Annotated in this window: 12 protein-coding genes and 1 tRNA gene; 7 read left to right on the forward strand and 6 right to left on the reverse strand. The window is 57.9% G+C overall.

Annotated elements, in window-relative coordinates:
- Window positions 1-332: 332 nt before the first annotated feature.
- The 7 genes from citC (at window position 333) to DSD30_RS01875 (ending at window position 6,455) form a co-directional block, all read left to right on the forward strand.
- Window positions 333-1,373 carry a [citrate (pro-3S)-lyase] ligase gene (citC, locus tag DSD30_RS01845; RefSeq protein ID WP_245418327.1) on the forward strand — a complete coding sequence of 347 codons (1,041 nt, stop codon included), beginning with the start codon at window positions 333-335 and terminating at the stop codon, window positions 1,371-1,373.
- A gap of 50 nt (window positions 1,374-1,423) precedes the next feature.
- Window positions 1,424-1,720, forward strand: coding sequence for a citrate lyase acyl carrier protein (gene citD / locus DSD30_RS01850; RefSeq protein ID WP_114007889.1), 297 nt, complete (start codon window positions 1,424-1,426; stop codon window positions 1,718-1,720).
- Window positions 1,717-2,589, forward strand: coding sequence for a citrate (pro-3S)-lyase subunit beta (gene citE, locus DSD30_RS01855; protein WP_114008576.1), 873 nt, complete (start codon window positions 1,717-1,719; stop codon window positions 2,587-2,589). Before citD ends, citE begins: the two co-directional genes overlap by 4 nt.
- 1 nt (window position 2,590) lies before the next feature.
- Entirely contained in the window at window positions 2,591-4,126 is a 1,536-nt protein-coding gene (gene citF / locus DSD30_RS01860; RefSeq protein ID WP_114007890.1) for a citrate lyase subunit alpha, read from the forward strand.
- Window positions 4,123-5,091: a triphosphoribosyl-dephospho-CoA synthase CitG gene (gene citG, locus DSD30_RS01865; RefSeq protein WP_114007891.1), complete on the forward strand. Its 969-nt coding sequence runs from the start codon at window positions 4,123-4,125 to the stop codon at window positions 5,089-5,091. Before citF ends, citG begins: the two co-directional genes overlap by 4 nt.
- 23 nt (window positions 5,092-5,114) lie before the next feature.
- Complete coding sequence (citX, locus tag DSD30_RS01870) at window positions 5,115-5,663, forward strand: citrate lyase holo-[acyl-carrier protein] synthase (RefSeq protein WP_157967514.1); 549 nt, start codon at window positions 5,115-5,117, stop codon at window positions 5,661-5,663.
- Window positions 5,664-5,849: 186 nt separating this feature from the next.
- Window positions 5,850-6,455, forward strand: coding sequence for an RBBP9/YdeN family alpha/beta hydrolase (locus tag DSD30_RS01875; protein WP_198662787.1), 606 nt, complete (start codon window positions 5,850-5,852; stop codon window positions 6,453-6,455).
- A gap of 240 nt (window positions 6,456-6,695) precedes the next feature.
- Here the strand turns inward: DSD30_RS01875 and DSD30_RS01880 are convergent.
- The 6 genes from DSD30_RS01880 to DSD30_RS01905 all read right to left on the reverse strand — a co-directional run bounded on the left by DSD30_RS01880 (window position 6,696) and on the right by DSD30_RS01905 (window position 11,785).
- Window positions 6,696-6,772: transfer RNA gene (locus DSD30_RS01880), tRNA-Arg, on the reverse strand.
- 181 nt (window positions 6,773-6,953) lie between these two features.
- A complete protein-coding gene (locus DSD30_RS01885; protein ID WP_114007894.1) occupies window positions 6,954-7,835 on the reverse strand; it encodes an SDR family oxidoreductase in 882 nt (293 codons plus the stop codon).
- Window positions 7,836-7,837: 2 nt separating this feature from the next.
- Window positions 7,838-9,001, reverse strand: a complete 1,164-nt coding sequence (queG, locus tag DSD30_RS01890; protein WP_114007895.1) for a tRNA epoxyqueuosine(34) reductase QueG — start codon at window positions 8,999-9,001, stop codon at window positions 7,838-7,840.
- Window positions 9,002-9,059: 58 nt separating this feature from the next.
- Complete coding sequence (locus DSD30_RS01895) at window positions 9,060-9,752, reverse strand: glutathione S-transferase family protein (RefSeq protein ID WP_114007896.1); 693 nt, start codon at window positions 9,750-9,752, stop codon at window positions 9,060-9,062.
- Between the two features lie 379 nt (window positions 9,753-10,131).
- On the reverse strand, window positions 10,132-10,956 hold the full coding sequence (locus DSD30_RS01900) for an undecaprenyl-diphosphate phosphatase (protein WP_114007897.1): 825 nt from the start codon (window positions 10,954-10,956) through the stop codon (window positions 10,132-10,134).
- A 178-nt stretch (window positions 10,957-11,134) separates the two neighbouring features.
- A complete protein-coding gene (locus tag DSD30_RS01905; protein WP_114007898.1) occupies window positions 11,135-11,785 on the reverse strand; it encodes a DsbA family oxidoreductase in 651 nt (216 codons plus the stop codon).
- Window positions 11,786-11,956 lie beyond the last annotated feature (171 nt).

The raw sequence follows: 11,956 nt of genomic DNA on the forward strand, positions 1-11,956 counted from the left end.
CGACAGCGCCGGGGAACAAAAACGCATAGCTGCCCTGACGTCACTTTTCGGTTCACGGGTCATTTTTGTCAGGAAAATGACAGGTTTTCCGACTAAAGTGTCAGATGCAAAAGACAGCCTTGTCGCCTGATATGCGGCCCTGTCTTCCGGCGCTGCGTGAAGCCCATGACGAGCGGCGTATGGCTTTGCCATTCCGCTCCCATTGACAGCTCCAACGAAAGGCCGGTTGATGCGGCAATGCAGCCCAATCGTTTGGCAAGGTCATACCGTGGATCGCGGCATGGGCCAGCCCTCCACCGACCAATATTCTGTCAAGCGAAGGAACGATGCTCGTGAGTGACGGATTGGATTTTTACACGGTGGAGCCTGCCGCCGATCCTGAAGCACGCAGGGAGATTGTGGCCTTCCTCGCCGCCTGCGACCTCGACTTCGAAGAGCAGATCGAAGCCATGGTGCTGTGCCGCGAGAATGACCAGCTCGTCGCCTGCGCTGGCCTTGATAAAGGCATCATCAAGGATGTGGCCATCAGTCCGGCCCTGCGCGGCACATCGCTGAGCCTGCGTCTGGTCAGCGAAATCATCTACCTTGCCCATAGTCGTCAGTACAAGACCCTGTTTGTCTATACCGAGCCGCATAATGCGGATTTCTTCGTTGGGTGCGGTTTTTATCCGCTGGTCGAGGTGCCGGGGCAGACAACCTTGATGGAGAATTCTCCAGTAGGAATGAAATCCTATTGTCAGGAACTGGCTAAAAAACGGGTTGAGGGTGACATCATCGGTTGCGTGGTCGCCAACGCCAATCCCTTTACCCGTGGTCACCTCTATCTGATCGAACAGGCAGCCAAGGCCAGCGACTGGCTGCATTTGTTCATCGTGTCCGAAGATGCTTCCCTGTTCAGCTACGAAGACCGTCTGGCGCTGGCGCGACAGAATGTTGGCCATATCCCGAACCTCACCCTGCATGAGGGCTCCAAATATATGGTCTCGCGCGCCACCTTCCCGGCCTATTTCTTCAAGGACAAGGGTATGGTTGGCAAGTGCCGTACGGCCGTTGATCTGTTGCTGTTCCGCAGATATATCGCACCGGCACTTGGTATTACCCATCGCTTTGTCGGGACCGAGCCTTTCTGTGACACCACCCGCAAATATAATGAAGACATGAAACACTGGCTGCAAGACCCTCTGCGCAAGGCGGAGCCGGTGCATGTCGTTGAAATGGAACGCACGCGCCTCGATGATATCGCCATTTCGGCGTCCGAAGTGCGGCGTCTGCTCAATCAGAATCATATGGAGCGCATTCAAAGCCTTGTCCCCCCTGCGACCTACGATCTGATCGTCAGCAAATATGTCGCCAAGGTGCAGCAACAAGCCTAACAAGACCGCCGGGATCTCCGACGGCGCCACGAAATCGAGAGGAAAGATATATGAAGATCGTACAGGAGGCGTTGGCGGGAACACTCGAATCGAGCGATCTCTTCGTCAGGGTCTCGCCTATAGACGGCCCGTTGGAAGTGATCGTCCAGAGTGAAGTCGAACATCAGTTCGGCGATCAGATCCGCAAGGTCATCGGCGAGGTGCTGGAAAAACTTGGTGTCACGTCCGGGGCCACCTTGATCGTTGAAGACAAGGGCGCGCTGGATTGCGTCATCCAAGCCCGGGTTGAGGCCGCGATCATGCGGGCCGCTGGAAGCCCGAAGGTTGAATGGGAGGCTTTGTCATGACGTTGCGCCGTTCCATGCTGTTCATTCCCGGCTCCAATGCGGCGATGCTGTCGACCGCCTTTGTGTTCAAGCCGGATGCTGTGATGTTCGACCTTGAGGATGCGGTCTCTCTGCGCGAGAAGGATGCCGGTCGTCTGCTGGTCTATCACACACTGAAATCGGATCTTTATCGCAATATCGAGCGTGTTGTGCGCATCAATCCGCTTTCCACCCCCTTTGGCCATGACGATTTGCAGGCAGCGATCCGGGGCGGGGCCGATGTGATCCGTCTGCCAAAAACGGAAACGGCCGATGACGTGGTCGAGTTGGAAAGGGCAGTTGAGGCCATTGAGAAGGATTGTGGACGCGCGATTGGTTCGACCAAACTGATGGCCGCGATCGAAAGCGCCTCCGGCGTGGTCAATGCGGTTGCCATTGCCTATTCGTCGCCTCGCATGATGGGGATCGCCGTGGCCGGTTTCGACTATGTCACCGACATGCAGACCGAACGCGGGGACGGCACCGAGCTATTCTATGCCCGCTGTGCCGTGTTGCATGCGGCGCGTGCTGCCAAGATCGATGCCTTTGATGTGGTCTTCCCGGATCTCAATGATGAAGAGGGATTCCTCAAGGAAGTCGACGTCATCAAACGGCTTGGCTTTAACGGCAAGTCTCTGATCAATCCGCGCCAGATCGAATTGCTGCACAATGCCTATGCACCGACACAGGAAGATGTGGACTATGCCAACCGCGTCATCGCGGCCGCAGCCAAAGCGGAAGAACAGGGGCTCGGGGTCATTGCGCTGAATGGCAAGATGATCGATGCGCCCATTGTGGACAATGCCAAGCGGGTGCTGAGCCGCGCCGCAGCTTCGGGGGTGAGACGGTAAGATGGACAAGAAACAACTCGAAATCCTGCGGGCTTCCGTTCCGGCCAACAGTGTCTATGCGGGCGCGGTTGAAGAATATGCTGGCTTTGCTGCCAAGATCCCCTATCTGGCGGACCCGGAAGAAAAAGTCGGTCGCAAGGTCGTTGAAAGCATTCAGGAAGCGGTGCGCCGCTCTGGCCTGAAGGATGGCATGACCATTTCCTTCCATCACGCTTTCCGTGAAGGGGACAAGATCCTCAATCTGGTGGTTGGCATTCTGGCCGAGATGGGCTTCAAGGACCTGACCCTTGCGCCCTCTTCGCTGGTCACGGCCCATTTCCCGCTGATCGAGCATATTGAAAATGGGGTGATCCGGAAAATCTATACTTCCGGCATGCGCGGCAAGCTGGCCGATGCTATCTCCCATGGCCTGATGGATGAACCGATCACCATCCACTCCCATGGCGGGCGAGTGGGCCTTATCCAGAAGGGTGAGATCGAGATTGATGTGGCCTTCATCGGTGTGTCGGCCTGCGACCCATATGGCAATGCCAATGGCACGTCTGGCCGGTCCTGGTGCGGCTCGCTCGGCTATGCGATGGTTGATGCCTCCTATGCCAAGAATGTGGTGATGCTGACCGAGGAAATCGTCCCCTACCCGAATGCGCCAGCCAGCATCCGTCAGGATCAGGTCGACTGGATCGTCGAAGTGGAAGAAGTGGGCGACCCGGCGAAGATCAGCGTCGGGGCGGCGCGCGCGACGACCAACCCACGCGAATTGCTGATTGCCCGCTGGTGTGCCGACGTGATGGAGCATGGTGGCTACTTCGAAGATGGTTTCTCGATGCAGACCGGCACTGGTGGTTCCTCCACCGCCACGGCCCGCTTCCTCGAGGCCCGGATGCGGGCCAAGGATATCAAGGCGGCTTGGGCCTTGGGCGGGCAGACCGGCGGCATGGTGGATCTGCATAACAAGGGGCTGATCGGCACCTTGCTCGATACCCAATGCTTCGATTCGGTTGCGGCCCGCTCGCTGGGCACCTCGCCCAGCCATGTGGAAATTTCCGCCCATTTCTATGCCAACCCGTTTGCCAAGGGAGCGACGGTCGACAATCTCGACATGGTGATCCTGTCGGCACTCGAGATCGATCTTGATTTCAACGTCAATGTGCTGACCGGTTCGGACGGGGTGATGCGTGGGGCCTCTGGTGGCCATTGTGACACTGCAGCCGGGGCGAAATTGTCGATTGTGGCCGCGCCTCTGATCCGCTCGCGCATTCCCACCGTGGTGAAGACTGTCACAACGCGGGTGACGCCGGGCGAGACTGTCGGCGTGCTGGTCACCGACCATGGCATCGCGGTCAATCCCAACCGACCTGACGTGGAAGAACGCCTGAAAGCCGCCAATCTGCCAGTCTTTACCATCGAAGAGCTGCATAATCGGGCGATTTCGATCACCGGAGAACCTAAGCCGATCGAGTTTCTCGACAAGATTGTCGGCGTGGTTCGCTATCGTGATGGCACCATTCTGGACACTGTTCGACAGGTTGCCTCATGACCAAGGAACGCCTCCCGACCTCCTCCTTGCATCGGTCTGGAGGCGTTTCGCTTCTTCAGCAGTCCATTTCGGCTCCGGCTCCTCGATGTGACGGACCGGAGGCTGCATTTGCTGCACACCTGGGCCAGATTGCCCATCAGGCCTTGCTGGTCGAGGCCAAACTGACCCCGAAGCCGGGGCTGGTCGATGCGGCCAATGATGGCGCACATCGCGACATGTCCCTTGCCACTTTTCAGGCAAGTGCTCAGGCTCTTCGTCCCTACCTCAACGCCTTTGTTCTGGCGGGTATCAACGCTGGCAACGAACCGGCTACCGAGGCGCTTGCTCCCTTGCGGGCGCTGGGGCTTGATGCCGAATGGGCCATGCTGGCAGCGACGAGGCATGTCAACACCCACAAGGGTGCGATCTTTGCCTTTGGCCTGCTGCTTGGCGCAGCCGGACGCCTGTGGGCCAAGGGGCAGAGCCTCACCATTGATAGGCTTTGCTCAGAGGCCGGATGCTTTGTTTCCGGGCTGGTCAGAAGCGAGCTGAAAGAGCGGGTGAAGACCGCCAATAGCGCCGGGGAATATATCTATCACCGCTACGGCCTGACAGGGGCACGGGGGGAGGCCGAAAGTGGTTTTGTCTCGGCTCGACAATGGGCCCTGCCGGCCTATCAGCGGGCAATTGAGGCCGGGTTTGACCCGCAAAGTGCGCTTCTGTCGGCTTTGGTGGCGCTGATGGCAAACAATGACGATACCAATCTGGTGGCACGTGGCGGCATTGAAGGGCTCAATTTTGTCAAGGACGAAGCCCGTCACCTGACACCGCTGGCACTCTGCGGTCCCGTTGCCTTCAAGGCGCAGTTGCAGGTCATGGATGAACGGCTAACCGCCCGCAACCTCAGCCCCGGCGGGTCTGCAGATTTGTTGGCAGTGACGTGGTTTCTGTTGCAACTGACATCATCCACGGACAATGGTTACTGACAGGAGGAAAGGGAGGAGCGGCAGTGACAGGGACTAAACGGGACGGAATCGCAATCGACTTGCAGGCCCTGCTTGCCTCACGGGATGCGCGCGCCGCGCGGCGGGCCTCATGCCTTGCCAAACGCCGGCAACCCACCATTACCCTCACTCTTGTCATGCCCGGTCCGGTGAAAGACAGCCCCTTGATCCGCACCATCGCCGAAGTGGCCCGCCACGAAACCCTTGCCATGCTGGCCCGGCGCGGGTGGGGATATGACATCCATTTCAACACCGATTTGCCAACCGGCCCGGAAAGCCTTTATCAGGTGGACGGCGACGCGGCTCTCCTCAAGCGGGCGCTGGTGGCTCTGGAAGACAATCACCCACTCGGGCGGCTCTGGGATCTTGACGTGCATGATGCGGATGGACAGGCCCTGTCACGCAGCAGCGTCGGTGACCCTCCACGCCGCTGTCTGGTATGCGACGCCGATGCCCGGGCATGCGGTCGATCCCGCACACATGCCCTCGACGAACTCTGGTCCAAGATAGAGACGCTTTATGATCAATGGCTTGGTCAAGCTAACCCGGATTGAGCTTTTCGCGCAATTGTTGCGCGGGAGTTGAAGATTGCCTGCGAAGGGCCTATGGTACCGTCGCACTCCACCCTGCATGCGGGGCACAACCGGAGGCGACTGGGGGACACAGCCTTGGTGGGATCTGTTCAAGGCCTTTTCAGGGGAAGCCATCCTGATCGGGTCTGGTAGTTCATGGAGCAACATGTGGTCAGGCAACTCACACATCCGGATATTCTCGAAGCACTCGATGCCCATGCTGAGGAGTTTGATTTCCTTTTGGTGCCGGGTTTCAAGAATAGCGGGCCTGAGCACTGGCAAAGCTTCTGGGAACGGGATGTGGGGGTCTTCAACCGCATATCCCAGCGCCGATGGGATCAGCGCGACATCGAGTTATGGATCGACGCCATCAGCCGATCACTGTCCGACTGCAATCATCCAGCCATTCTGATCGGCCATTCCCTCGGAGCACTTGCCTCTGCCTGTGTCATTGCCCAGAAAAACCCTGATGTGGTCGGTGCGATGTTTGTCGCGCCCGCCGAACCTCTGCGCTTTGAAGCCGAAGACCGGATTCCGATGGAACGACTGTGTGTGCCAACCTCTCTTGTTGCCAGCCACAACGACAATCTGCTCCGTTTTTCGCGCGCGCGCCACTTCGCAGACGCCTGGGGATCCGACTTTGTCGATCTGGGAGAGGCGGGCCATATCAATTCGGAAGCCGGATTTGGCCGCTGGCCCTATGGCCTGACAATTCTCGTCGAGTTGTGCGACCGCATCAAGCTCGAACAGGAAAGCCTCGTCAGCGCCGTGTGACAACAAACTGCGGCCCAATCCAGCTTTATTCCCCCTTACCCAGAGCCGCCTTCCAGACCGCCCACTGCTTTGTTGTTCCGACCAAGACCGAGCGAAGCCCTTTTCAACCAGCACTGCAACATTGCGCCTTCACCAGCATTGTCACCGTGCTGGTTGAAAAGGTCACAGATTCCAATAACAAGCACGACGCAAAACGCGTGCATCGGAGCATGTGTAAGAATTGAATTTTAAAGGGGAAAATGGCGCGCTGGGGAGGATTCGAACCCCCGACCCCCAGATTCGTAGTCTGGTGCTCTATCCAACTGAGCTACCAGCGCAACCGTCTGCCGTGGAATATTGCCCGGCAAGTGAGGCTGTTGTCTAAAGGACATTGACCGCCATGGCAAGGGCGATTGGTGCTTTTCTTGCACTTTTTTAACAGCGATGAAATTGCCTGTGCACAGGCTGTCAGGGGGCGGGTCCGAGTTCCCCCCTTCAAATGGCAGAAACAGGCCGAATTCAAGCCTTTTTGCCGTGCCAGATATCCACGTTCCACATATGGTTAAAGGCGTCTCGATAGGTGGGATAGCGCATATCGCCTCCGATCAGGGCATGCAGTTTTTTGTTATCGCAGCGCTTGTTCTCACCATAGAAGGATCGGGCCATCGGGGTCATCTCTGCCTCATCGAACGGGATCTGCGTGAGTGGTTCCAGACCCATCAGTTCGGCGCAAAAGGCGATGACCTCTTGCGGTGGGGCGGGTTGGTCATCGCAAACATTGACGATGCCGCTCTGAGCGATCAGAGCGGCCTTGGAGACAGCAAGTGCGATGTCATCGACATGGATGCGGTTGAAGACCTGACCGGGCTTGTCGATGGCGCGACAGGTGCCTGCGGCAAGCTTGATCATCTGGTTGCGGCCCGGACCATAGATGCCTGCCAGCCGATAAATGCCAAGGGGCTTGTCGATCTGTTTGGCAAAGGTCTGCCAGGCCTGTTCCGCAGCGACGCGCTGGACGGAGCGTTTGGAAACGGGACGGCATTCGCTTTCCTCGCTCACCCAGGCTCCATAATGGTTGCCATAGACGCCAACGGTGGAAAGATAGCCCAGCCACTCCAGCTGTTGATTGGCACGAAGTTCATCTCCATGGCAGCGCATCACCGGGTCTCCGTCTGCGTCGGGCGCGATGGAAAGCAGGATATGGGTGGCTTCTTTGAGGGCTTCTGAAATGGCTGGACTGGCATTCTCGCCATCGAACTGAAAGGCGCGCAAACCGTCGGCCTCGATCACAGCGCATTTTTCCAGCGAACGAGAGGTCCCGGCAATCCAGTCACATTGGTCTTTCAGGTCCCGTGCGATGGCCTTTGCGCTGAAGCCATATCCGAAAATGAAGAGTTTCATGCCTATTCCTTATTCAATGCCTGTTGCCATTCCTGTTGCAGATAGGGGTCGCTTTCGCCTGCTGCAAGGCGGCCTGCCCATTCGGTCAGTTGCGGCGGGGGCAAAAGCTGACCCAGCGCCCAGATGGCCGCGCCTTGGACCAAGGGGTCCGGGTCGCTCAGATGCGGCTCTATGACGGGCACAAGGGACGTCTCCGCGCTGTTGCCTGCCGCAATCAGCACATTGCGCAAGAAGCGGTTGCGGCCGATCCGTTTGATCGGCGAACCGGTGAAATGGGCGCGAAAGGCCGCGTCATCAAGACCGAGAAAGTCGCGCAAGGCTGGGGCTTTCAAATCGTCGCGGGCCTGCAATTTGGCCTCGGCAGCGGTTTGGGCGAATTTGTTCCATGGGCAAGCGGCAAGGCAATCGTCGCAGCCATAGATCCGGTTGCCCATCGCGGGGCGAAATTCATGCGGGATCGGCTCTTTATGCTCGATGGTGAGGTACGAGATGCAGCGTCGCGCGTCGATCTCATACGGGGCCGGGAAGGCACCTGTCGGGCAGGCATCAAGACAGGCGCGACAAGAGCCGCAATGATCCACCTCGGCCTCATCTGCAGGCAGATCGAGGTTGGTGAAGATCGCGCCCAGAAAGATCCATGAGCCGAAGTCCCGGCTGACCAGATTGGTGTGTTTGCCCTGCCAGCCAAGCCCTGCGCGATAGGCAAGAGGCTTTTCCATCACCGGCGCAGTGTCGACAAAGACCTTGATTTCGCCACCGGGATGGCTGTCGCGCAGGCGGGAGAGCAATTTGGCAGAGAGTTGCTTGAGGCGGCCCTTGATGATGTCGTGATAATCGCGATGGCGGGCATAGACCGAAATGTTGGCCTTGTCTTTTTGGGCGAGCAGTGGCCGGGGGTCTTCATCGGGACCGTAATTGAAGCCAAGCATGATGATTGAGCGGACATCACCCCACAAAGCCGACGGATGGGCGCGGCGCTCCAGCGTCTCTTGCATCCAGCCCATGGTGGCGTGATAGCCTTGTTTGGTGAAATGGCGCAAGGTGTCGGCGTGATTGGCCGCCTCGTCGGCACGACAGATCCGGATATCGGCAAAGCCGAGCGCCTTGGCTTCCCGGTCAAGGAAGGCCCGCAATTTGTCATCTGAGGCAGTTCGGTTGGCAGTCATCGGGTAACGCTCGTGACATCTCATGGGCGGCAGAGCGCGCGCCTTGCATCAATATGAATCAGAAATCCAGATCCACATAGTGGGAAGCCGCCGGGATGCCTTTCAGGCTGTCGGCGAGGATCGGGCGGAAGGCGGGGCGGGATTTGATCCGCTGATACCATTCCTTGACCACCGGTTCCTTGTCCCACGGCACCTCGCCCATATAGTCGATGGTCGACAGGAAGGCCCCTGCAGCCAGATCGGCATAGGAGAAATGCTCGCCCGCCAGCCAGTTGCGGCGCTCGGCGAGATAAGCGATGTAATTGAGATGGATGCGCAGATTGGCCCGCGCTGCGCGCAGAATGGTCGAATCCGGAGGGCCACCCCCCTCGCCCGGTCGCCGCATGCGTTTGTAGATCTTTTCTTCAATGAAGAATTGGGCGCTTTCCTCAACCGCTTTTTCCAAAAACCAATGGATCAGACGCCGCACTTCGGCGCGCTGGTTGGGATGATCAGGCAACAGGCGGCGATCCCCCAAGGCATAGCCGCGGGTTTCATCGAGATATTCGGCAATCACACTGGCACCACAGACGGGAGGGCCGTCATTTTCGCGCAGCACCGGTACCTTGCCTGCAGGATTGATGCGCAAAAAGGCTTCGTCCCGCTCCCAAGGCAGCATTTCGCTCAGTTCCGCACCAGCTTTGCATTCGGCCAGCACGAGACGGGCAAAGCGGGAAGGAATGGACATTTTCGTGTGATAGAGCAGCAACATGCTGGCGCGACCCCTTTTGACCCCGACGAACACCCATATGGACAGGACAGGTCGGGTTGTGATGTGAGCACCCGTCTATCCAATGGTAAAATGGTTATCAGCGATTTAATAGATTCGCTTTCACACCCTTCCTTACCCGCTTTCCACCCTTCGCTGACAAGGTGGAGTGGGGCCAAAAGCCAAGGGTGTGACAGTGCGTTCATACATCGCTGGTTCGGAATGGAGGCGCGACCATATCGCCCCTTCTTTTGCTTCGCCAGTGATTGCGGGTCGAAACTGCCCGCTTGTCACACTTTTCCCCGCACCGGCCCGATGCATGGCCGCCGCCTTGTGGCAAGATCACTCCGGTGGAGCTGCAAACTGGACTAGTCACATCCTGTCAGAGGCTGACATAGCCATAGGCCATGGCAAGTAGGAAGATACCAAGTGCGAATCGATAAAGCACGAAGGGCAGGAAGCTGATCCGCTTGACCAACGCCATCAGGAAGGCAATGGCCGCGAAGGACGCAAGAAAGGACAGACCCGCGCCGAGCCACACATCGGACGACATGGTTGTTCCAGTTTCGATGGCGTCCTTAATGGTCAACAAGCCGGCACCCGCAATGGCAGGCATGCCAAGCAGGAAGGAAAAGCGTGCAGCCTCGGGCCGCGAGAAGCCCAAGAAACGAGCCGCTGTCATGGTGATGCCCGAGCGGCTGGTGCCGGGAATGAGCGCCAGCATCTGCGCCAGACCGATCACCAAAGCAGGCGGCAGGGTCATGTTTTCCATGGCCTTTTCACTGGGTCCGAAACGGTCAGCCAGATACAACAAGGCACCATAGACAATGGCGGCCCAGCCAACCACCTGTAGTTTGAGCAAATCATCAGCCCGCAAAGCGTCCAACGCACCGGTCTTCTTCAAGATCAGACCGAAAATCACCGCCGGGATGGTTGCCAGCACGATGTAAAGGGCCAGTTTGCCATGAGGGGTCAGGCGACCACGTAAGAGATTGAGGCCACCGATGGCAAGGTTCAGCACGTCGCGCCAGAAATAGACGATGATGGCGAAGAGTGATCCCACATGAAGCATCACATCCATTGCAAGGCCCTGATCGGCCCAGCCGGTGATGTCTGAGGTGATTGCCAGATGGCCGGAGGAGGAAATGGGCAAGAATTCGGTGATGCCCTGAATGATGGCAATCACGATGATTTGCATGAGCGGCATGCTATGGCCTTTCTGGACGAACAATGCGGCAGGAAACTGGATTGGTCATTATAAAGCAAATGTGGCTGCTTTATTACCAAGCCTGTCAAAAAGAGAAAAGCGGGAAATGCACCCCGCTTTGCACCTTTCTGCACGCCCATCCGGTTGCTCGGCCCTCTTGCCGGTCTTGCCCCCTTGCTCAGGCCAAGGCCCGTTCCGCTTCTGCCGCATTCAAGGCCCGGCGGAATTGGTCAACGCCAGCGGCCCCATTCAACAAATATTTGGAGTTGAGGATGATGGCGGGAACGCCACTGATGCCCTGCTGACGCCAGAATGAGATATGTTCGCCAACATCGGATGCAAACCGATTCTCGGCCAGAACCGCGCGGGCCTCGTCCGCATCAAGCCCCTGATCACTGGCAATATCAACCAGAATGTCGGTATCGTCGATGTTCTTGCCGTCGGTAAAATAGGCCTTGAGCAGGGCGAGCTTCAAGTCATGCGCCTTGCCAAAATCTCGCGCCCAATGGATCAATTGATGGGCTGCAAGGGTGTTATAGGTGCGCTGTCCTGCGGCAAAATTGAAGGTGAAGCCGACTTCCTTGCCCAGATCGGTTATCCGCTGCTGGGTTTTGGCTGCATCATCCGCCGAGATGCCGTATTTTTCTGCCAGATAGCCCAGACGTTCCTGCCCTTCGGGGCCCATATCCGGGTTCAACTGATAGGGGTGCCAGTGGATGTCCGCTTCCACGCCGGTGCGCTCCAGCGCAACACGCAGCTGATTGTAGCCAACGGCACACCAGGGGCAAACCACGTCTGAAATGATGTCGATGCGAAGCGGGTCTGTCATGGGGCCTGTCCTTGTCTGTCATAGTCTGTCGCATTGCTCGGAAAGTCGGAGCGTTTGGAGACAGACTATAGAAGACCGTTCGGTCCCAAAATAATCAATTGGGCGTGAAGAGCTGCATTCTTTAAAGACAAATCTCGCCTGCGATGCCCCGGGTGGGGCAAGCAACAGCTC

This window comes from Cohaesibacter intestini, from assembly GCF_003324485.1.
Lineage (GTDB): Bacteria > Pseudomonadota > Alphaproteobacteria > Rhizobiales > Cohaesibacteraceae > Cohaesibacter > Cohaesibacter intestini.